General features: G+C 63.1%; 23 protein-coding genes, 1 tRNA gene and 1 pseudogene. 3 read left to right on the top strand and 22 right to left on the bottom strand.

The window, feature by feature from the left end; all coding sequences use genetic code 11:
* Positions 1 to 636: 636 nt before the first annotated feature.
* The 3 genes from EO99_RS0110225 to EO99_RS27370 form a co-directional block, all read right to left on the bottom strand.
* A complete protein-coding gene (locus EO99_RS0110225) occupies positions 637 to 1,236 on the bottom strand; it encodes a hypothetical protein (protein WP_029618544.1) in 600 nt (199 codons plus the stop codon).
* 289 nt (positions 1,237 to 1,525) lie between these two features.
* Positions 1,526 to 1,599, bottom strand: a tRNA-Pro gene (locus tag EO99_RS0110220).
* A 288-nt stretch (positions 1,600 to 1,887) separates the two neighbouring features.
* Positions 1,888 to 2,052 carry a hypothetical protein gene (locus tag EO99_RS27370; RefSeq protein WP_156034709.1) on the bottom strand — a complete coding sequence of 55 codons (165 nt, stop codon included), beginning with the start codon at positions 2,050 to 2,052 and terminating at the stop codon, positions 1,888 to 1,890.
* Between the two features lie 241 nt (positions 2,053 to 2,293).
* On the opposite strand from EO99_RS27370, the gene EO99_RS0110210 reads away from it, so the two are divergent.
* Both EO99_RS0110210 and EO99_RS0110205 read left to right on the top strand, forming a co-directional pair.
* Complete coding sequence (locus EO99_RS0110210) at positions 2,294 to 2,527, top strand: hypothetical protein (RefSeq protein WP_029618543.1); 234 nt, start codon at positions 2,294 to 2,296, stop codon at positions 2,525 to 2,527.
* Positions 2,528 to 2,710: 183 nt separating this feature from the next.
* Entirely contained in the window at positions 2,711 to 3,025 is a 315-nt protein-coding gene (locus tag EO99_RS0110205; RefSeq protein ID WP_029618542.1) for a hypothetical protein, read from the top strand.
* A 22-nt stretch (positions 3,026 to 3,047) separates the two neighbouring features.
* On the opposite strand, the gene EO99_RS0110200 is transcribed toward EO99_RS0110205, so the two are convergent.
* The 8 genes from EO99_RS0110200 to EO99_RS0110165 form a co-directional block, all read right to left on the bottom strand.
* A complete protein-coding gene (locus tag EO99_RS0110200) occupies positions 3,048 to 3,248 on the bottom strand; it encodes a hypothetical protein (protein WP_156034708.1) in 201 nt (66 codons plus the stop codon).
* Between the two features lie 159 nt (positions 3,249 to 3,407).
* On the bottom strand, positions 3,408 to 3,812 hold the full coding sequence (locus EO99_RS0110195; protein ID WP_029618540.1) for a BA14K family protein: 405 nt from the start codon (positions 3,810 to 3,812) through the stop codon (positions 3,408 to 3,410).
* Positions 3,813 to 3,905: 93 nt separating this feature from the next.
* Positions 3,906 to 4,442, bottom strand: coding sequence for a MerR family transcriptional regulator (locus tag EO99_RS0110190; protein ID WP_029618539.1), 537 nt, complete (start codon positions 4,440 to 4,442; stop codon positions 3,906 to 3,908).
* A 140-nt stretch (positions 4,443 to 4,582) separates the two neighbouring features.
* Complete coding sequence (locus tag EO99_RS0110185) at positions 4,583 to 4,921, bottom strand: integration host factor subunit alpha (protein WP_029618538.1); 339 nt, start codon at positions 4,919 to 4,921, stop codon at positions 4,583 to 4,585.
* A 134-nt stretch (positions 4,922 to 5,055) separates the two neighbouring features.
* Positions 5,056 to 6,027, bottom strand: coding sequence for a beta-ketoacyl-ACP synthase III (locus EO99_RS0110180; protein WP_029618537.1), 972 nt, complete (start codon positions 6,025 to 6,027; stop codon positions 5,056 to 5,058).
* An 18-nt stretch (positions 6,028 to 6,045) separates the two neighbouring features.
* Positions 6,046 to 7,092 carry a phosphate acyltransferase PlsX gene (plsX, locus tag EO99_RS0110175; protein WP_029618536.1) on the bottom strand — a complete coding sequence of 349 codons (1,047 nt, stop codon included), beginning with the start codon at positions 7,090 to 7,092 and terminating at the stop codon, positions 6,046 to 6,048.
* A 93-nt stretch (positions 7,093 to 7,185) separates the two neighbouring features.
* Positions 7,186 to 7,755: a YceD family protein gene (locus EO99_RS0110170; protein ID WP_029618535.1), complete on the bottom strand. Its 570-nt coding sequence runs from the start codon at positions 7,753 to 7,755 to the stop codon at positions 7,186 to 7,188.
* A 7-nt stretch (positions 7,756 to 7,762) separates the two neighbouring features.
* The gene (locus EO99_RS0110165) at positions 7,763 to 8,299 is read right to left on the bottom strand and encodes a ubiquinol-cytochrome C chaperone family protein (protein WP_029618534.1); all 537 of its coding nucleotides are present in this window, start codon (positions 8,297 to 8,299) and stop codon (positions 7,763 to 7,765) included.
* A gap of 226 nt (positions 8,300 to 8,525) precedes the next feature.
* Between EO99_RS0110165 and EO99_RS0110160 the strand changes: the two genes are divergently transcribed.
* Positions 8,526 to 9,014, top strand: a complete 489-nt coding sequence (locus EO99_RS0110160; RefSeq protein WP_029618533.1) for an outer membrane protein assembly factor BamE — start codon at positions 8,526 to 8,528, stop codon at positions 9,012 to 9,014.
* Positions 9,015 to 9,088: 74 nt separating this feature from the next.
* Here the strand turns inward: EO99_RS0110160 and EO99_RS0110155 are convergent, their stop codons facing one another.
* The 11 genes and pseudogenes from EO99_RS0110155 to nrdR all read right to left on the bottom strand — a co-directional run bounded on the left by EO99_RS0110155 (position 9,089) and on the right by nrdR (position 20,686).
* Positions 9,089 to 11,227 (bottom strand): sodium-translocating pyrophosphatase, encoded by a 2,139-nt coding sequence (locus EO99_RS0110155; protein WP_029618532.1) that lies wholly within the window; start codon positions 11,225 to 11,227, stop codon positions 9,089 to 9,091.
* A 146-nt stretch (positions 11,228 to 11,373) separates the two neighbouring features.
* Positions 11,374 to 12,594 (bottom strand): MFS transporter, encoded by a 1,221-nt coding sequence (locus EO99_RS0110150; protein ID WP_029618531.1) that lies wholly within the window; start codon positions 12,592 to 12,594, stop codon positions 11,374 to 11,376.
* A gap of 47 nt (positions 12,595 to 12,641) precedes the next feature.
* Positions 12,642 to 13,121, bottom strand: a complete 480-nt coding sequence (gene nusB / locus EO99_RS0110145; protein ID WP_029618530.1) for a transcription antitermination factor NusB — start codon at positions 13,119 to 13,121, stop codon at positions 12,642 to 12,644.
* 4 nt (positions 13,122 to 13,125) lie between these two features.
* The gene (gene ribH, locus EO99_RS0110140; RefSeq protein ID WP_029618529.1) at positions 13,126 to 13,581 is read right to left on the bottom strand and encodes a 6,7-dimethyl-8-ribityllumazine synthase; all 456 of its coding nucleotides are present in this window, start codon (positions 13,579 to 13,581) and stop codon (positions 13,126 to 13,128) included.
* 1,267 nt (positions 13,582 to 14,848) lie between these two features.
* Positions 14,849 to 15,895: a phosphoadenosine phosphosulfate reductase domain-containing protein gene (locus EO99_RS0110135; RefSeq protein ID WP_051679797.1), complete on the bottom strand. Its 1,047-nt coding sequence runs from the start codon at positions 15,893 to 15,895 to the stop codon at positions 14,849 to 14,851.
* The gene (locus tag EO99_RS0110130; RefSeq protein WP_156034706.1) at positions 15,885 to 16,508 is read right to left on the bottom strand and encodes a hypothetical protein; all 624 of its coding nucleotides are present in this window, start codon (positions 16,506 to 16,508) and stop codon (positions 15,885 to 15,887) included. Before EO99_RS0110130 ends, EO99_RS0110135 begins: the two co-directional genes overlap by 11 nt.
* A gap of 735 nt (positions 16,509 to 17,243) precedes the next feature.
* Positions 17,244 to 17,704, bottom strand: a pseudogene (locus EO99_RS25650) (group III truncated hemoglobin).
* A 132-nt stretch (positions 17,705 to 17,836) separates the two neighbouring features.
* Positions 17,837 to 18,310, bottom strand: coding sequence for a VOC family protein (locus tag EO99_RS0110120; protein ID WP_029618526.1), 474 nt, complete (start codon positions 18,308 to 18,310; stop codon positions 17,837 to 17,839).
* A 120-nt stretch (positions 18,311 to 18,430) separates the two neighbouring features.
* Complete coding sequence (locus EO99_RS0110115; RefSeq protein WP_029618525.1) at positions 18,431 to 19,039, bottom strand: riboflavin synthase; 609 nt, start codon at positions 19,037 to 19,039, stop codon at positions 18,431 to 18,433.
* Positions 19,039 to 20,202, bottom strand: a complete 1,164-nt coding sequence (ribD, locus tag EO99_RS0110110) for a bifunctional diaminohydroxyphosphoribosylaminopyrimidine deaminase/5-amino-6-(5-phosphoribosylamino)uracil reductase RibD (protein ID WP_029618524.1) — start codon at positions 20,200 to 20,202, stop codon at positions 19,039 to 19,041. The genes EO99_RS0110115 and ribD overlap by 1 nt, the downstream gene beginning before the upstream one ends.
* 4 nt (positions 20,203 to 20,206) lie before the next feature.
* Positions 20,207 to 20,686: a transcriptional regulator NrdR gene (nrdR, locus tag EO99_RS0110105; RefSeq protein WP_029618523.1), complete on the bottom strand. Its 480-nt coding sequence runs from the start codon at positions 20,684 to 20,686 to the stop codon at positions 20,207 to 20,209.
* Positions 20,687 to 20,746 lie beyond the last annotated feature (60 nt).

Genomic DNA, 20,746 nt, shown 5'->3' with positions numbered 1-20,746 from the left:
AACGATCTTTGCTGGACCAGCAGCGCTGCGCATTCGAAGAGCAGGGTCGCCGACCTGCTCCGGAGTTCTTCGCGGAAACTTCTCGGGGACCTCCCTGTCTCGTGAAAGTCGTTTGGGGTCAGGCGACCCACGTGAATGTCACAGGCGCCGATCCGCACACCATGCGTATTTTAGAAGAGATGCTTTTACCCATCGGTCAGCAACAGCCAGAAGTCCTTTGGGGCAGCAATCGAGCCTCACTTCCCATTGTCGAAATAACTGTCCTTTATCCTCCCGAGTACCTAGCCGCAGACAGACGCCGACACGTACCATGCGCCGCCCCATCACCAGCGCGCAGCATGGGAAGGGGGCTATGGGGGATGGGTCGTGCGATCTCGGAGAGAGAGCACATCTGAGCGAAGCGAGGATACTTCGCCGAAGGTGTTTCCACCGTTGCGCAATTGAGGCATCGCCGAAAGCGCGCATTGATATGTTAATATCAATATTCCCAATCAGATGTTTATGGGACATTTGCTTATGAACCATTCTTCAGAGAACTGCCCGGTACAAAGAACTTCTCGGGGAAGCTTCCTCGATAACGGAGGCTCTCGAAGGCTCCCTGATTTGAGGAAGTTCTTGCGCACATAGAGAGGCTCCTTAATTCGGGAACTTCGGTTCATTCGCTGCAAGATCAAAAAGCCGCTTGAAGATGTATGGCAATTGCTTCCGATCCACGACGTCCTCTACAAACACCTTATCTCCCTCCTTGTGTTTGATTTTGACAGTCGGGTCTAGAATTGCTGCTACCTCAAACCAGAACGCATTATGGTCGAACGCGATCTGGTACTTGTTGGTGTCATTGGTGCGCACTCGCCCCGTGTAGATGATAAAATATGAAGTCTTCTTGAGTGTAGGAATGGCCCGGTCGTAGATTTGCTTCCGTGATAGTCCTGAGAGGGTGACTAGTTCCTCCGATGAGAGAAAAAGCCAACCATGAACTTTCCCGTCCCTCTTCCGATTAATGAGCTTGGTAGTATCAACGCGGAGCTCTAGAAAGGCGTGGCAAAGACGGGCGGCAACCGGGTCTCCAATAATCCTTTCACATACAGCCAGCGATCCTGGTCTAACATGGAACTCTTTGATGGTCTTTGCTGGCTTCTTTGGCGCTGAGGCTATTATGGCGTGAACAGAATTGTTGGTGGCGTCACTAACTTTAATCGGCTTGATGCCCAGAGGCGTTTGATCAATAATTTTCATGGTTGCTTCCGCGCAATCAATTGCAATGTCGCATGTCGCGGTCCCACGACCACGGCAGCGAGTTAAACCCTCAGCCACATCAGGGCTGAGGGCCTAATCGCAGCACCTCAAGAAGTATCGAAACAGTCATAGGGTGAAGAGAACGGAGCGCTCGACAATCGAAGTCGTGGGGAAAGTCGTGGGCTTTGGAACCCCCTAAGGAGCCTTTGGCTCCCTTTCGTTCCCCTGTAGGCATTAAGCGCTACAGGGGAAGAAAGCGGAAACCCCAACAATGGCAGGGTTTGATACCTCGGAATGGCCGGATTTGAACCGACGACCCCTTGACCCCCAGTCAAGTGCGCTACCGGGCTGCGCTACATTCCGACAAGCTCTTGCGAGCAGGATTTCCGTAGTCTTTCGACCATTCCGGCGCAAGGGGAAAATTGGACCATGGACGAAAAAGGGAACGGAAGGGGGCCAGCAAGCGCGCTTCGGAGCGGAAAGCTTCGCTCCGCCGCCCGGTCACGTTTGGTGGAAGAAAATGCCGTGTCAGATGCGTCACTCCACCCCGGCGTGCTTCGCCGTGACGGTTCGATCAGAACGACCCAGCGTTCTCCCGTCAGCGCAAAGCCCCGAATCCCCGAACGAGGGAGGTGGGATCCTCGACGCAGCCTACTTGATGATCGCGCCTGGCCTGCCTTCGCTGCCGGGACGCCGCCGAGCGTCCTTCAGCTCCTCCTCGGGCGTCCTGGTGACGTCGACGCTTTCGGTAAAGCGCCTGTGCCCGTCCTTCTCGTTGATGTTCTTGTCGGCTTCGTTTGCAGTCTTCTCTGCCATCGTCGCTCTCCTTGGCTTCCGACTGCCTAACTGCGGAGAGCGGAAAAAGATGCGCCGGGCCATGAAGTCTCCGGACAGGCCCCCAGGCCAAGCGTGGCCGGAACATCGGCGCCCGCGTCGTCGGCCCTTCACGAGCAGGAGAGCCGTTCGGGCAAGGTCGACCACCGAGGGGCTGCCGGGCGATTTACCGCTTGCTATCTCCAGGCGATGGCGGCATGCCCTGTCGAGCAAGGAGCGCGCCATGTCCTCGGAAAAATTCATCATCATCCCCTACAAAAAAGGCAGGGGCGGGCTTGTGCCGGGCGAGCTCCGGCAGGCGAGCAATGCGGCTTCAGCCGAGCGGATCGCCACGGCCATGTCCGAGCGCCATCCCGGCGTCGCGGCCTATTCAGTGATCGTCGACACCGAGACGGGCGACATGACATCCCCCAATCTGATCATCGCCTTCGGGGACGTTCCGCCGCTTCAGGACTGACGCCCAAGCATGTTTCAGACGCAGATCCGACGGGCAGGCCTTTGGCCCGTCGCCGCGGCGCGGCCGTGCCTGTGCCCGTGCATCCCCTTCCGCCACACCGGATCTGGGCTCCCCCCGACCAGAGACCAAGTTGACCTCGATCCTTAGCCGTGCAAAGACATCTCTGGGTTGAGGAGATTATTGATGTCAGATGTCGAGGGGGTGGACGGGTCCGAGTCCAGCTGGCCGGATATCGTGCAGTATGCCGAGTCCATTGCGGAGAAATCTAAGCATCAGTCGGTTTACTGTTACCTCCGCGTCCCGCACGGGCTGGAGCGGTCGGCGCGGAAGCTGGTCCGGGATCTGGGCGCCGAGGACAACTTTACCGTTCTTCACCAGAACGAGATGTTCCCCTCGACCTGCAGCCGGATCACCACCCTGCGCTCACCGGAGAAGGGTGCATTCTGGTGGCGGGCATTTCGGTCGCTGTTTCCGTCCCGAATGATGTCGCCCGCGTGAGCCACGTCCGCGACAGGGTCTTTCAACCGGGGGCCATGTCGGCCACGGGTGGTCCCTTGTGCGCCAGGCGCGTGTCGCGCGCATAGGAATCGCGAAAACTGCGTTCGGCCCGGCTCTCGGGATATTTAAGCGTCAACGGAAAGAGCCCGTCGGCATAGGTGCCGGTGGCCATCTCCGGTTCCGATCCATTGGCCGTCTTCTGCATCATCCAAACAATCATCACGTGACCCTCCGTCCGCGCAAAGAACGCGGCACCGGCGCCCCGGGTTCCGGTCGGATCCGATCGTTTTCATGAAGTTTTAACGACGTTTGCATCAGCCGCCGCGAGAGACGACCGTCAAACGAAAAAGCCGGTCTCGAAGGACCGGCTTTTCACATTCACTCAGTAGGGCGAACGGCACTGGCGCCGTGGGCCGTGGTAGGGCTGGAAGGTGTTGTCGTAGGCGCGGTAGGAGCGGTAGCGCGAGTGGCACCAGTTCACGTGCGCATTGCCACCGCGATAGTAGCGCGGCTGCTGCTGTGCGGCGATCGCGCCGCCGATGATGGCGCCAGCGGCCAGGCCGCCGATGATGGCACCCGCATTGCCGCGATGATGGCGGTAGCGGCGATGGCCGTAGTGGCGCTGGCGGTAGCCGCGATGGCCGCGCCAACCATGGCCGCGGTGCCCCACTTCCTGGATCCTGGTCGCTTCGACCTTCGGCACGGAGACCGAGGGGAATGCCTGTGCCGGGGCAACGCCCGTGAAGGCCGTGACCATCGAAATCAGGATGACTGCGAGCTTTTTCATGTTTCCTCACCTCTTTTTCTGCGTCTTCTGAAGCAGATAGTCAGGGCTTGCGCCTGAACCAGAGGTGAACGGTGACGTTTTTGAAGGCCTGGCTCAGCGCACCTGGTCGAGGAGCCGCTTGCATTCCAGGAGGTCGAAGAGCGCTTCCTGCAGAAGGGCGCGGTCCTCCTTGCCGATGCCGGACTTGCCGATCGACACCTCAAGAGCCTCGTCCTCGGTGCTCGGGCCGAAGCCGAAGAACCGGCCGCTCGGTTTTGCCTTCGGGCGCCCGACAAGCTGGTCCTCCTCGCCGCCACCGATCTTCGGCTCGGCCTGCTTGTCGCCGCTGGCGGCAACGATCGCATCCATGGTCGCCAGGTCGCCGGAGGCGATGGCGGACACGAACTTGTTACCATTGGTCTTCAGGAGCTTCTGGACGCCCTTGATCGTGTAGCCATGGTCGTAGAGGAGATGGCGGATGCCCTTCAGGAGATCGACGTCTTCGGGGCGATAGTACCGCCGACCGCCGCCACGCTTCATCGGCTTGATCTGCAGAAACCGCGTCTCCCAGAAACGCAGGACGTGCTGGGGCAGATCGAGATCTTCGGCAACCTCGCTGATGGTGCGGAAAGCGTCCGGGCCTTTGTCCAACTCAGTCTCCAACGGCAAGCTTGAACATGCCTGCAAGCGAGTCGCGCCGGCACGAAGTGCCATGTACGAATCGTGGGTCATTTCAGCGCTCTAAGCGCTGCGATTCAAGTGGGAAGAAAGGCAGTGAACAGACTAATGACTCAGGCTGCCGGAACGGCCGTCTTCTGCTTCAGCTTTCGGGTATTGTGCGCCCTCAGGATCCGCTGCTTCAGCACGTTCGACGCCTTGAAGGTCATCACGCGGCGCGGCGAGATCGGCACTTCCTCGCCGGTCTTCGGATTGCGGCCGATGCGCTCGTTCTTGGAGCGCACCTGAAACGTGGCGAAAGACGAAAGCTTGACGATTTCCCCGCGGACGATCGCATTGCAGATCTCGTCGATGATGGTTTCGACCAGTTCGGCCGATTCAGTTCGGGAGAGACCCACCTTGCGGAATACCGATTCCGCCAGATCCGCCCGTGTCACTGTTTTTCCGGCCATGATCCCCGCCCAGTTCTTTACCGCTCTGTACGCCGGGCAAGAGTATTTTGGTTGCAGGCCAGGGTCAAGCTCTACTGTAAAATCAGCAGGTTCGCCCGCTGTCTTAGCTTGATACAGCCTCGGCGGGGGTGCCGCTACCAGCGAACGAGAATTGCCCCCCAGGTGAATCCGCCGCCCATGGCCTCCAGCATCACAAGATCGCCCTGCTTGATGCGGCCGTCATCGAGCGCAACCGACAGCGCCAGCGGGATGGAGGCCGCCGAGGTGTTGCCGTGCAGATCGACCGTGACCACCACCTTGTCGGTGGGAATACCGAGCTTCTTGGCCGAGCCGTCGATGATCCGGCGGTTGGCCTGGTGCGGCACCAGCCAGTCGAGATCGTCGGCCGTGGTGCCGGTCGCCTCGAAGGCAGCCTCGATGACGTCGGTGATCATGCCGACGGCGTGCTTGAAGACTTCACGGCCTTCCATGCGCAGGTGGCCGACCGTGCCGGTGGTCGAGGGGCCGCCGTCGACATAGAGCTTGTCCTTGTGGCTGCCGTCGGAGCGCAGGTGCGCGGTCAGGATACCGCGGTCGGCAACTGTCCCCTCCCCCTCGGCAGCTTCCAGCACCAGCGCACCGGCGCCGTCGCCGAAGAGCACGCAGGTGGTGCGATCGTTCCAGTCGAGGATGCGCGAGAAGGTCTCGGCGCCGATCACCAGCACGCGCCTGGCCATGCCGCCGCGGATATAGAGGTCCGCCGTCGCCATGGCATAGACGAAGCCGGAACAGACGGCCTGGATGTCGAAGGCGAAACCATGGGTCATGCCCAGCCGCTGCTGGATGTTGACGGCGGTGGCCGGAAAGGTGTTGTCCGGGGTCGAGGTGGCGACCAGGACAAGATCGATGTCGTCGGGCGTCAGGCCGGCGCGATCGAGCGCCGCCCGGGCTGCCTGCTCGCCAAGCGAGGCGGTGGTCTCGCCCTCGCCCGCGATGTAGCGCTGGCGGATGCCCGTGCGCTGGACGATCCATTCGTCCGACGTCGCGACCATGCCCTCCAACTCGCGGTTGGGGACGACGCGCTTGGGCAATGCAGCCCCGTAACCGCGTACCACTGAACGGATCATGCTATTTCTATCCTGTCGTCAGGCCGCTTCAGGGCCAGCCGGTGGCTGGCGGCGGGCATGGTAAGTTTCGAGGTCTTCAACGATCTTCTCGGTCAGGCCATTGCGGGCCATGTCGTAGCCGACATCGATCGCCGCGGCGAAGCCTTCGGCATCGGTGCCGCCATGGCTCTTGATGACGATGCCGTTCAATCCGAGGAAGACACCGCCATTGACCTTGCGGGGGTCCATCTTCTCGCGCAGGCGGTCGAAGGCGCCCTTGGCGAGAAGATAACCGAGTTTGGAAAGCCAGGTGCGAGACATCGCCTCCCGGAGCAATTCGGCGATCTGGCGGGCCGTGCCCTCCGCCGTCTTCAGCGCGATGTTGCCGGTGAAGCCTTCGGTGACCACCACGTCGACCGTCCCCTTGCCGATGTCGTCGCCTTCCACGAAGCCGTGATAGGAAATCGTCGGGAGATTGGCCTCGCGGATCAGCCGGCCCGCTTCCTTGACCTCTTCCTGCCCCTTCACTTCCTCGACGCCGACGTTGAGGAGGCCGACGGTCGGCCGCTGCGCCTCGAAGAGGGCGCGCGCCATGGCGCCGCCCATCAGGGCGAAGTCCATCAGCTGATGGGCGTCGGCACCGATCGTCGCACCGATGTCGAGCACGATGCTCTCCCCCTTCAATGTCGGCCAGATGCCGGCGATGGCCGGACGTTCGATGTGCGCCAGCGTGCGAAGGCAGAATTTCGACATGGCCATCAAAGCGCCGGTATTGCCGGCGGAGACGACGACGTCGGCTTCGCCGAGCTTCACGGCCTCGATGGACCGCCACATGGTGGAGACGTAGCGCCCCCGGCGCAAGGCAGCACTCGGCTTCTCGTCCATCCCGACGGCAAGCTCACAGTCGTGGAAGACCGACCGCTCGCGGAGCTTCGGATGCTTGGCGAGATAGGGCTCGCATTCGGCCTGCAGGCCGAACAGCAAGAAGGTAATGTCCGGATGTCGTTCCAGCGCCTTTGCAGCACCGGGGATGACGATTTCAGGACCGAAATCGCCGCCCATGACATCGAGAGAAATTCTGATCACGCGTCCCTGATCCTTTTGCTCGCCACGGGGCGTAACCCTGGCCAAAGTAGTGGCTCCCGCGGTGCTTACAACGCAATAGCGGCGATTTCTACGCTAGTCTTGCTTTTTCCAGTCCTTGAGGGCCGCGAAAGGTGAAGGCCGCGCATCTGGCCCCGAGGCATCGTCCTCAATATGGCCCTCAAACTCGACGTCCTTCTTGCGCGGGTATGGATCGATCGCGAGCGCGACGGCCTCCGCGATCACCTCACCGGCGTCGATCGTGTCTCCCACGAAGACCTCGGGCGCGTCCGGGCCTTCCGGATCCAGCACCATCTCGGCCGTGTCGCTGAGCATGACGCGGGCGAGCTTGGAGCCCTCGGGCACGAAGATCTGCTCGAAGGTCTCGTCGATCTTCGACGCGACCGGCTCCAGCGTCACGACGCAGGCCTGCTCGACCTCGGCCTTGACGTGCCCCTTGATCCGCACGCCGTCCTTCTTCCAGCGGGTGATCTGGATCTCCGAGGCCAGAGAGCGGACCGCCAGCACCTTCCATGTCTCCGCCAGCCGTTCCAGCTCGGCGGGTGCGGCCTCGATCTGGACGGTGATCGGATTGACCGAAACATGTCCGACCCGCACGCGGTAGGACAAGGGAGACTTTTCACTGCCTTGGTGAGTGGGTTTCATGGATACCTCAATTTCCTGGCGTCGGCAGCACAATGGCGCCGCGCGCTATCTCGTCTTCGCTGATCGTCGACAGCTGGGTCTCCGCCGACAGCATCCAGTCGGCAAGACCGCGCATCGGCTGGGCCGGCTCCACCTTCGGATGGATGTTGCGCGACAAGGCCGCCGCGAGAGCGTCGGCATCCCTGGCGTCGAGAGCCGACGCATAGCTTTCCAGCCGTCCGTAGAACATGCCCGCCAGTTTCTTCATCCGCTTCGGTACGCCCTGATCCCCGATCCCGAGCTCACGGATCGAATGGTCGATGTCCTGAAAGAAGATATCGATGATCTCCTGGGCGAGTTCCTTGCCGCTGACACCCGACTTCGCCGTGCGGCGAAAGAACAGGATCATGACGATCGACAACATTTCAAAGCGTCCCATGACAGTGTCGGGAACACCAAGATCGCTGAAGAAAAAAGGGACTCGGGCTGCCGATGTCAAGGAGGCGTATTGACGATCGACGATCGGCTGGTTTTGATTTTTCTTACGGAACAGACCGAAGATCATAAGAATTCCCACAGTTAGCCGCCACGTGTTGCATGGAGGCGCAAGCTGGTTTACCGAAGCAGGCACGAATTGCAACGTCGTTACCGCATATCACACCGGGGCCGCCGGAACGTCGGCATCTGCCCTTCCCCGGAATAGCCACAATGATATGGGCAGCAGGGTGGCGGCGAAGGCCGCAATCGGAAGTTTCGGGAAAGCCTCAACGAGGCAGGTGTTAAGGTCTGAAATGAAGTTCTTGAGCAGCACCGCAGTAGCGGCCATCATCGCAACGGCATCCCTCACCGGCTGCACCTCCATGGACATCGGCCAGACGATGTACAACGGCTATGTGCTGGACGAGGAGTCGCTGGCGCTGATCCCGGTCGGCTCCAGCCGCGAGCAGGTCCTGCTCACCATGGGCACGCCGTCGACGACCGCCACCTTCGATTCCGAAGTCCTCTACTACATCTCGCAGAAGCGCGAGCGCCCGGTCGCCTTCATGAAGCCGAGGCTCGTGGAGCAGACCGTGCTCGCCATCTATTTCGACGAAGAGGGTGTCGTGTCCCGCAAGGCGAACTACACGCTCCAGGACGGCAAGGTGTTCGACAGCATCTCGCGCACAACGCCGACCGGTGGACGTGACCTGACCTTCCTGCAGCAGTTGCTCTCGGGCGCCGGTTCGGCCGGCAATGCCAATGCGGCGAGAAACATGTTCCAGAACATGGGCAGCAACTGATCGCTCTGCCGGTTCTCTAAAAAAATCCCCGCGAAGCGCAGGCCTCGCGGGGATTTTTCTTGCGCGCTTCCGGTTCAGCCGGCCAGCACCGCCAGCAGCAGCAGCGCGACGATGTTGGTGATCTTGATCGCCGGATTGACCGCGGGGCCTGCGGTGTCCTTGTAGGGATCGCCGACGGTGTCGCCGGTGACGGAGGCCTTGTGGGCGTCCGAGCCCTTCATGTGACGGGTGCCGTCCTTGTCGACGAAGCCGTCCTCGAAGCTCTTCTTGGCGTTGTCCCAGGCGCCGCCGCCCGAGGTCATGGAGATGGCCACGAAGAGGCCGTTGACGATGACGCCGAGCAGCGAGGCACCGAGGGCCGCAAAGGCCGAGGCCTTGGAGCCGGAGATCAGCAGCACGCCGAAGTAGACGACGATCGGGGCGAGCACCGGCAGGAGCGAGGGCACGATCATCTCGCGGATCGCAGCCTTGGTCAGGATGTCGACGGCTCGGCCGTAGTCCGGCTTCACCGTGCCCAGCATGATGCCCGGGTTTTCCCGGAACTGCTTGCGCACCTCCTCGACGATCGAACCCGCGGCACGGCCGACGGCCGTCATGGCGATGCCACCGAAGAGGTAGGGGATGAGACCGCCGAAGATCAGGCCGGCGACGACATAGGGGTTGGAGAGGCTGAAGGAGATGTCACCGATCCCTGCGAAATACGGATAGCGGTCCGCATTGGCGGCGAAATAGGCCAGATCGTTGGAATAGGCGGCAAACAGCACCAGCGCGCCGAGGCCGGCGGAGCCGATGGCATAGCCCTTGGTCACGGCCTTGGTGGTGTTGCCGACCGCGTCGAGCGCATCGGTGGACTTGCGCACGTCCGAGGGAAGGCCTGCCATTTCGGCGATGCCGCCGGCATTGTCGGTGACGGGGCCGAAGGCGTCGAGCGCGACGATCATGCCGGCGATGCCGATCATGGCGGTGACGGCGATGCCGGTGCCGAACAGCCCGGCGAGCTGGTAGGTCGAGATGATGCCGCCGACGATGACTATGGCCGGCAGGGCCGTCGATTCCAGCGAGACCGCCAGGCCCTGGATGACGTTGGTGCCGTGGCCGGTGACGGAGGCCTGGGCGATGGAATTGACCGGGCGCTTGTTGGTGCCCGTGTAGTATTCGGTGATGACGACGATCAGCGCCGTGACGACGAGGCCGAGGATGCCGCAGAGAAAGAGGTTGGTGCCGGTGATCTCCATGCCGGCGACGGTGCCGATGGTGCCCCAGCCGATGGTGAGCGAGGTGGCGGCCCCGAGGCCGACGATCGACAGGAGGCCGGTGACGATCAGGCCCTTGTAGAGGGCGCCCATGATCGAGCCGTTGGTGCCGAGCTTGACGAAGAAGGTGCCGATGATGGAGGTGACGATGCAGGCGGCGCAGATGGCGAGCGGATAGATCATCACGCTTTCGAGCACCGGCGCGCCGGCAAAGAAGATGGCGCCGAGCACCATGGTGGCGACGACGGAGACCGCATAGGTCTCGAAGAGATCGGCGGCCATGCCGGCGCAATCGCCGACGTTGTCGCCGACGTTGTCGGCGATGGTGGCGGGGTTGCGCGGATCGTCCTCCGGAATGCCGGCTTCCACCTTGCCGACGAGATCGCCGCCGACATCGGCGCCCTTGGTGAAGATGCCGCCGCCGAGGCGGGCGAAGATGGAGATGAGCGAGGCACCGAAGCCGAGCGCCACCAGCGCGTCGATGACCTGGCGCGAGCCGCTTTCGTGGCCGAGGCCGGCGGTCAGGATCCAGAAGTAGATCGCGACGCCGAGAAGGGCGAGGCCCGCCACCAGCATGCCGGTGATGGCGCCCGACTTGAAGGCGATGTCGAGGCCGGCGCCGAGGCTCTGCGAGGCGGCCTGGGCGGTGCGGACGTTGGCGCGCACCGAGACGTGCATGCCGATGAATCCCGCAGCCCCGGAGAGCACCGCGCCGATGACGAAGCCGATGGCGGCGGTGACGGAGAGGAGCAGCCAGGTGATGACGGTCACCACGGCGCCGACGATGGCGATGGTCATGTACTGGCGCGTCAGATAGGCCTGCGCCCCCTCACGGATGTAGCCTGCGATTTCCTGCATGCGGGCATTGCCCTGATCGGCGGCGAGCACGGCCCGCGTCGCCCAGGCGGCATAGATGATCGATAGCAAGCCGCACACGATCACACCGAATAGAACGGTCATTCGCTTTTCCCTCTCCCTTGCGCCGGCAGGCAAGTCCCCCGACAGTGGCCGGCAACCGCCTCCCCTCCCAAGGAACCAAGGGCTGCCCGCGGGAGGGAGAGTGCCCGCGCGGACAAGGCTGCGTCAAGCCCTACAAAACGGGGAGGTCAGGGCTGTTTGGCCGGCCGCTTGCGCATCAGGAGCAGAATGAGGACGAGGCAGAGGATCGTCACCGGCCAGATGACGAGGTTCATGGCTTCCCAGCCCCAGGCGGTGAAGACCTTGCCCGAGGAGAAGGAGGAGAGCGCCACGGTGCCGAAGAGGATGATGTCGTGGAAGCCCTGCACCTTGTCGGCCTCGTGCGGGCGGTAGCTGGAGGCGACGATGGCGGTGGAGCCGATGAAGCCGAAGTTCCAGCCGATGCCGAGCAGCACCAGCGCGCCCCAGAAGTTCCAGAGCTCGATGCCGGCGTGGGCGACGACGGCGCAGGCCATCAGGATCACCAGGCCGGCGGCCACCACCTTTTCGGTGCCGAAACGGGTGATCAGCATGCCGGTGAAGAAGCTCGGCGCAAACATCGCCAGCACGTGCCACTGGATGCCGAGGGTTGCGAGATCGGTGGAGAAGCCGCAGCCGATGACCATGGCGAGCGGCGCGCCGGTCATCATGAAGGTCATCAGCGCATAGGTGCCGATGCCGCAGATCATGCCGGTCATGAAGCGCTGCGTCAGCACGATCTCCTTCAGCGGCCGCGCCGGGAGGTCGCCCGCGGCGCGCACCCCCGTCTCCGGCAGATTCAGGGCAGAGAGGATGGCGATGGCGATCAGGCTGAGCGGGATCAGCGCCACGAAGGCGCCGGCGAAGGTGACGGGGAAGAGGAGATCCTTGGCGAAGATCGCCAGCTGCGGCCCCAGAATGGCCGAGACGATGCCGGCGGCGAGGATCCACGAGATGGCGCGCGGCTTGTAGAAGCTCGGCGAGACGTCGGCGGCGGCAAAGCGGATCTTCTGGGTGAAGCCGCCGGAGACGCCGATCAGCATCAGGCCGGTGGCAAAGAGCCAGAAATCGGCGCGGAAGAGCGCCACGGCGGCAACGGCCGCGCCGGTCGCCCCCATCAGGGCGCCGAGCATGAAGCCCGCCTGGCGGCCGAGATAGCGCGAAGCAATGGCAACGCCGACGGCACCGAGCGCCACGCCGATGTTGAAGCCGGTCAGCGGTGCGGTGGCCAGCGACTTGTCGTCGCCGAGCATCTGGTAGGTGGCAAGGCCGCCGAGCGCGAAGGTGAGCGGCGGAGCGGAGCCGAGCAGCGCCTGGACGGCAGACAGCAGGAAGACGTTGCGCCGTGCGGCACTGACCTGCGCCTGTAGCCCGTCGACGCTGCCTTCCATGACGCGGTCTCTCCTATTTGGCCGTCTGGCCTATTTCGCGGCCAGGCCTATTTCGCGGTCGGCCCGCGGACCTGCTTGGCGATGCGGTCGAGGACCGCGTTGACGATCTTCGGCTCCTCGCCCTCGAAGAAGGCCTGGGCGATCTCGACATATTCGGTGACGATCACCGGGATCGGCACGTCCTTGCGCTCGAGGATCTCGAAGGTGCCGGCGCGCAGGATGGCGCGCAGCGTGGAATCGAGGCGCGACAGCGGCCAGTCTTCCTGCAGCGCGCCGCGCACCACCGGATCGATCTTGACCTGGTCGCGCACGACGCCCGACACGATCGAGCGGAACCAGGAGGCATCCGCCTTCAGGTAGGTGTCGCCGTCGAGCTCCTGGCCGAGGCGGTGGGTCTCGTATTCGGCGACCACTTCCAGCACGCCGGCGCCGCCGACATCCATCTGGTAGAGGGCCTGCACGGCGGCAAGACGCGCCGCGCCACGCTGGTTGGCGGTCTTGACCGCCGGCTTGTCTGCATTCGTCATCGGATCAACCATTCAGCTTCTCGCGAAGCGCAATCATCGTCAGCGCCGCGCGGGCGGCAAAACCGCCCTTGTCCTTCTCGGTGCGGCGCACGCGCGCCCAGGCCTGCGCCTCGTTTTCCACCGTCATGATGCCGTTGCCGATCGACAGCGATTCGGAGACGGCGAGATCCATCAGCGCGCGGGAGGATTCATTGGCGACGATATCGAAGTGATAGGTCTCGCCGCGGATGACCATGCCGAGCGCCACGAAGCCATCGTAGTGCGTGCCGTCGTTTTCGGCCGCATCGAGCGCCATGGCGATCGCCGGCGGGATTTCGAGAGCACCCGGAACCGTCACCACGTCGTAGGTTGCGCCCGCCTCCTTCAGCGCGAACGTCGCGCCGTCGAGCAGCGCGTCGGCCATGTCGTCGTAGAACCGGGCTTCGACGATCAGGAGATGGGGCTTGGACTGTTCGGACATCGGGAGATCCTTGGCGCAAAACGGGTGCGGCGGCACTGCAATCGGAATGGCGCGGGTCAAACCACGGCGCCGGGTGGAAGGCAAGCGTTTTTAGGCATAACAGGGCTGCAGCGGCGACAGGACGCGGGGTGTGGGGTGTGCTCCGCTTGCCCGAGGATGACGCGCGGACAGACTACCCCCTTGGCGATCCTGAGAATTTCAAAGTTCGGACGGGGCGCTGAAAGCTGCCTCGTAAGTTAGTTTTATGTGACACCTCTCAGCGCCCCGTTCGGCGGTTTCTGCCCGCGACTTCGGCCCCTCTGCAAGGGTCTTCGAGGCGGTGTTCGTCTGGCCTTCCGAAGCACGGGCGGACCGATTTACCGCCAACACTCCGGCGCCTTCGCCGAACGCTCGTGGTCACGACGGACGTATTCATCCGGCGACACCATCCTCGTCGACCCCCCTGTGTGCCGCACAGGCACGCCCGGCGCGCTCTTTCGGGCTTCAAGAGACGGGGGCCGGTCCGTAACCCCGCGCCTCTCCCCGTGTCGCCGGAGGGAGACCATTTTCCGCGGACCCGGTGCATGAGGTTCTGCGTCTGCCCCTCATGCCCCGCGCCGGCCCCACCTCGCCAGCACGCCTGCGGGTGTATCCGAAAGTGGAACGGGGGGATTATGCGGCGGGTTGGGAGGGGGTGGATGTGGAGGGGGGTAAGTGGTTGATTTTTGGAGGGTGGGGGTGCGATTTCGGGGAGTGGTGGGTGCCGCAGGCTCCCCTCATCCTGAGGTGGGCGGGCAAAGCCCGGCCCTCGAAGGATCCGTCTCGCTCCGGCGTCCCGTGAGCCACCCATGGCACATCCCTCTCTTTCGTCATCCTCGGACTTGATCCGAGGATCCACGCGAAGGGCAGTGAGGCCAACCGGTTTGGCGGAGTAGCGTGATGATGGGAGCGAGGAGGGCTTGGGTTTGGATCCTCGGGTCAAGCCCGAGGATGACGAAGGTGGGTGGGATGGCGAAGGTGGGGAGTTCGGTAGCAGCTGCCGCCGAAGGAGGATGCAACGTTGAGGCGGCTTCGCGCCTCGTTTCGGACGCTCAGGCTACCTAACCATTTTCCTGGATGCAGACATTCCGTTATTCCGTTTCGTTCGAGGCAACGTGGACATCGGGGTGGTTTGCGGACAGGCGGCTTTTGGATGGTCGTGGCGGCAAGCAGTCATAGCTCGAACGAGAATGGAACCCCTCCAGATCCTAAGGAGCTTGAGACTACAAAACCGCGGCACAAGGGTCGATCAGAAGACCTGGAAGCTGAGCCGAGGATAGTGGTCGAGCCGCCAGAGACCTGCTATGGTGCCACGTTCTTCGGAATCGAGGATCTCGGTTCTTGTCACGGCCTCGAGTTGGTTCAATCGTTCGAGAATCTCGCGGCGAGCGTCCAGCGTGAAAGGACCCATGCCGGCAGCTCCGTTTCGGCGTTTGGGCCACCGCATGGCGGGGTCGTTGCGGATTTCCGATAGCCAAGACCTAAACTCGAAGTAAGGCTTCAACTCAGAATATCCGGCTTCAATAAGCTTTTTTGCCGATCTGTCCTGCCTCACTACGGTGCAGGTCCAGCATCCGAACCGGCCTGACGCGCATGGTGGAGACTGTGGTGCCCTGATTACGGGACATTCACCTGACGCATCGCGATAAAGGTCTTGGAGCATCGTCGCATTGATCGACCGAGGCTTCGACAGCCAAAATGTGGCGTCCCAAACCTCGGCGACGGAAAGATCCAAGATCGGCAGAAACAAGTCATAGTCCTTGTTTCCCTCACGCTGCTTTTGCCAGGGCCCTTCGGCCGCACCATTCAATGTCCGGTCACGCTGCTGGCTCTCCGAGCGCCTGAGGCCAAGCACAACGACGGTGTTCTTTGGATCCTGAGTTTCAATGAAGCGAGAAACCGGCCGGATTCGTAGTCCTGTTGTGCACCATCGAAAACTGTTTGTTGGCGGGGGATAACCTCGACCGATGATACGCACGAAAAAACGATCTTGCACCGGCGCTCTCAGGATACGGGTCTCGAATGACGGCCCGAGTTCGGCAAGTTCTCCACCGAGGTCGTCGAGAACTGATTTCACATACAGGTCTAGGATTGGATTTTCGACACCTGTGTCGCAGTAGATCACTGTGAGATTGAGAGTCTGGAGGCCGGATCGCCGATAGGCGGCCAAGAGGATCTTCAAGGCAGCGGTAGAATCCTTCCCTCCAGAGAATGCGACGACCCAATGCGCATTAGCCCGCGAGCGCAATGCGCCCACGGTCGTATCGATCGCGTGTAGAATGGGATCATTGGTCAAGTTGGTTCAGTCGCTTTTCAATGGCGGCCTTGTGCTCGAACTTCATCACCTCTAGCTGTTCATTACCGATTGAGATTTGACGGTTGGCCGCGACGCGGTTGCCGAGCAGAGATATAATGACGACAGTAGTGAACAAAACCAAGGCAACGAGCGCGTTGGGCGCGTCGAAATAAAACAAGCCAATCGACACCAGCGCATAGCCGAAGGAGATTGCCGCGGAATCGGCGAGCCCAGTCCAGATCAGACCGTTGAAATAAGCGAGTGATGCCTTGGTGGAGAGGGTTTTATCCTCGTCAACGAGCTTGAAGAACAAGGACCTAAGATTGATCCAACTGTACTTCTGGGGATCATCGTCGTAGCCAGCAATCTTCACCATCCCAGAACGCAGATTCTCCACAATTTTTGTGTGCGAACCCTCATTGATCCAGCTCCGTATGGGGGTGATGTAGTAGAGAACTGCTGGAATGAGGAATATGATGAGGTATGGGGCTTTAGAAAGGTCCGGCATCCCAAGTTGGACGTTAGCAACGATATGGGCCAAAACCATTCCATAAATGACGATGAGGACGGCTGGCACAAATAGCCGCCAGATTTTCATTTTTCCAAGTGTCATATCTATGCGCCTCCCATTCTCAAATATCCCTTATTATCTGAGGTCTTATTTTCCGGCATCCTGGGAGCCATTACGTCGGCGTTCTGATCGATAGCGATGCGTTTGAGCGCAATCACCGAATGGTATAGACCAGTCTCCCGCACTGTAGGAGAAGATCATGCTGACCTGTCGGCTCAAGGGTTGTTCCCGTTGAGCCGTCGGGTTCAAGCATCCATGAAGTGCACCGCGCTTGTTCGCTTCGCAGATGGATGGGTTGGAGCGAGCGAGTCAGTCTGAAACCTTTATCCGCCCGGTTGAACATTCGCTATCACATCATGGATGCTAAAACAGTCAATCCAATCTTGGCTGCGGCTCTGCCATCCTTAGATGGCCGAGCGAATGTCAAGATTTGGGCGGCGACTGAAGCCCCCTAACGGCAACAATGGGGTCGAGACCAGCCATAGGGATTGCCGCGCTTAATGACGGCTATTGAGCATCGGTCTCCAGAACCCGCCAGTCCCATGCCGGCCCCACTGCGGCCATTGGTGGCGTATGTTACTCAATACCTGAAGAGTGACGGTGCTGAAACGCCCCTCATCCTGAGGTGGACGGGCCAAAGCCCGGCCCTCGAAGGATCCGGCTTGCTCCACATCCCGCCCTTGCCCTTCGAGGGTCGCTGCGCTCCCACCTCAGGGTGAGGGCTGCCCGCTTGCCTGCCGAGGCCGTCTGGTTCGCCCAGGTGCCGGTCTCCCACCCTCACCGCCCCGCCGGATCATCCGCTGCCGGATCATAAAACAGCGACAGCGTCAGGCTTTTGGCGATGCGCTCGGCGGTGGTCATGAACCAGGCCTTGGCCTCCGGGCTCGGGGCGATGTCGTCGAGGGTTGCGGAGAAGAGTGCCAGCCATTGCGGGAAGAGGTCGGGGGTCATGTGGGCTACGCCGTGGTGGGCCTGGACGGGCTTGCCGCCGTAGGCGCCGGTGCGGAAGGCGAGCGAGGACCAGAAGGCCACCATTTTTCCATGTGCTGCGGCCAGCGGCCTTCGAGGCGGGCGTCGAAGACGGGGCCGAGCGCGGGATGGGCGCGCACGCGGTCGTAGAATGTGTTGACGAGTGTGGTAACGAAGGCCTGGTCCACGCCGATCGCCCGCATTTCGGCCGCCGCCCGTTCCTGGATGGCGGCATTGCGCGCGGCTCTTGCTGTGAGATCGGGGTGCATGACGGTCGTCCTTCTGCGTTGCCCCCTAGATAGAGGTTTTTGGCAGAGATTGCGAAGGCGGGCGCGGCCGGTGCGGCGCCTCGCCTGTCCTGACCGTGTGACCCAGCCCCGCTGTCGCCGCCCCTGCCCGGCTCAGCCGCGGATGGCGGCCTCGATCCGGGCGACGTCGAGCTTGCGCATCGTCATCATCGCGTCGAAGGCGCGCTTGGCGGGGGCGCCGCCGGCGGCGAGCGCTTCCATGAGGACCCGCGGCGTGATCTGCCAGGAGACGCCCCATCTGTCCTTGCACCAGCCGCATTCGCTTTCCTTCCCGCCATTGCCGACGATGGCGTTCCAGTAGCGGTCGGTTTCGGCCTGATCCTCCGTGGCGATCTGGAAGGAGAAGGCCTCGTCCTGCTTGAACTGGGGGCCGCCGTTGATGCCCATGCAGGCGACACCCACAACGGTGAACTCGACGACGAGGACGTCGCCCTCGCGGCCGTCGGGAAAATCACCGGGGGCGCGGATGACGGCGCCGACGGCGCTGTCGGGAAAGGTTTGTGCATAGAAGCGGGCGGCGCTTTCGGCGTCGCTCTCGTACCACAGGCAGATGGTGTTCCTGGCCATCGCATTCTCCTCCGATCGTTTCCTTGCCGTATCGCGGCTTACGCGCCGACAGTGTGGAAGACGGACGGGCTGCCGGCAATCCGACAGGGCGGCGGAGGAATTTTTCGCCGCCGGCTGGCCTTACCCCTGGAACTCGGCGAGGCGTGCGGCGTAGCGGGCCATGGTGTCGACCTCGAAGTTGACGAAATCGCCGGGCTTGCGGTCGCCCCAGGTGGTGACGGCAAGCGTGTGGCGGATGAGGAGGATGTCGAAATCGGCGCCGTTGACGGCGTTGACGGTGAGCGAGGTGCCGTCGAGCGCGATCGAGCCCTTGGGCGCCACGAAGCGGGCAAGTGCTTCAGGCGCGCGCAGGCGGATGCGCACCGCCTCGCCTTCCGGCTCGACCGAGAGGATCTCGGCGCGGCCGTCGACATGGCCGGAGACGATGTGGCCGCCGAGCTCGTCGCCGATCTTCAGCGCCCGTTCGAGGTTGACCCGGGTGCCTTCCGTCCAGCCGCCGATGGTGGTCAGCCGCAGCGCCTCCTCCCAGGCCTCGACCTCGAACCAGCGCGTGTTCGACGTCTCGTCGGAGAGCGCGGTGACCGTCAGGCAGACGCCGGAATGGGCGATCGAGGCGCCGATGTCGATGGTCGCCGGATCGTAGCTGGTGGCGATGCGCAGCTTGACGCCCTCGTCCATCTGCGTGGTGGCGGCAACCGTGCCGACGTCGGTGACGATACCGGTGAACATCAGGAGGACCTTTCGTATTCGGCGAGCCGGTCGGGCCCGAAGGTGGCGGTACGGATCAGGCGGAAGCCGGCCGGGGCCGCGGTGCTGTTTTCGGCTCCGATATCGGGATGGCGCAGCGGCGATTCAATGCCGCCCTCGCCGACGGTGGTTGCGCCGGTGAAGAGGAGGATGCGGTCGACGAGGCCAGCCGCGAGGAAGCTTTTTGCCACCGTGGCACCGCCCTCGACCAGCAGCGAGGAGATGCCGCGGGCGGCCAGGGCCGCCAGCAGCATGGGGAGAGATTCGGGCACGAGGATCTCGACGCCGGCGGCGGTGAGGGCTTGGTGGCGGGCGGCGCGCTCGGCGGGGGTGGCCCCCTCATCCGCCCTTCGGGCACCTTCTCCCCGGGGGGGAGAAGGGAGCGCGGCGATGAGGACGGGGACGGCGTCGGCGGTGCGGACGAGCTTCGACGTGACCGGCAGGGCAAGGTGGCGGTCGAGCACGATGCGCAGCGGCGAGCGGTGTTCAAGGCCCGGCAGGCGGCAGGTGAGGTCGGGGTCGTCGGCGAGGGCCGTGCCGATGCCGACGAGGATGGCGTCGCTCTCGGCACGCAGGACATGCGACTGCGCCCGGGCGGCGGGGCCGGTGATGGCAAGCTGCCCCTCCCCTGGAGCATGGCCCTGCCTGCCGATCATGCCGTCGGCGGAGACGGCAAGCTTCAGGGTGACATGCGGGCGGCCGCGGGTCTGGCGCATCAGGTAGGCCGACAGCGCCCGGCGGCCCTCCTCCTCCATCACGCCGCTTTCGACCGTGATGCCCGCCTCGCGCAGGATGGCAAGGCCGCGGCCGGAGACGCGCGGATCCGGATCGGTCAGCGAGACGACGGCGCGGGCGACGCCGGCCGCGACGATGGCGTTGGCGCAAGGGGGCGTCCGGCCGTGGTGCGAGCAGGGTTCGAGCGTGACGTAGAGGGTGGCCCCCCTCGCCCGGTCGCCGGCGATCGCAAGCGCCTGGGTTTCGGCATGCGGGCGGCCACCCGGCGCGGTCACTGCCTGGCCGACGATGGCGCCATCGCGGACGACGAGGGCGGCGACGGAGGGATTGGTGGCGGTGAGGCCGGTGTTCCAGCGCGACAGGCGCAGGGCAGCCGCCATATAGCGCCGGTCCTCTGGGGTGACGGCCATGGCTTTACGGCTCGAGCCCGGGATCGCGGGCTATCTTGGCGTTGATTTCCTCGATGACCTTCTCGAAATCCTCGGCGTGGGAGAAGTCGCGGTAGACGGAGGCGTAGCGGACGAAGGCGACGTCGTCGAGGCTCTTCAGCGCTTCCAGCACCTGCAGGCCGATCTGTTCCGAGGAGATCTCGGCCTCGCCGGAGCTTTCCAGGCGCCGCACGATGCCGGAGACGGCGCGCTCGATGCGGTCGTTGTCGACCGGGCGCTTGCGCAGGGCGATCTGGAAGGAGCGCACCAGCTTGTTGCGGTCGAAGAGGACCTTGCGGCCGGTCTTCTTGACGACCATCAGCTCGCGCAGCTGCACCCGCTCGAAGGTGGTGAAGCGGCCGCCGCAATCGGGGCAGATGCGCCGCCGGCGGATGGAGGTGTTATCCTCCGCCGGCCGCGAATCCTTGACCTGCGTGTCTTCCGAACCGCAATAGGGGCAGCGCATTGCCTCTCCAACTTCTTGTCGTCACGCATGTCCGGGGAAACCGCGCCGCGGCCTCCCCCG

The sequence above is a fragment of the Pseudorhizobium marinum genome (genome assembly GCF_000705355.1).
Taxonomy (GTDB): domain Bacteria; phylum Pseudomonadota; class Alphaproteobacteria; order Rhizobiales; family Rhizobiaceae; genus Neorhizobium; species Neorhizobium pelagicum.
The sequence above is the reverse complement of the archived record's forward strand: the minus strand, read 5'-3'. Positions and strand labels throughout refer to the sequence as shown.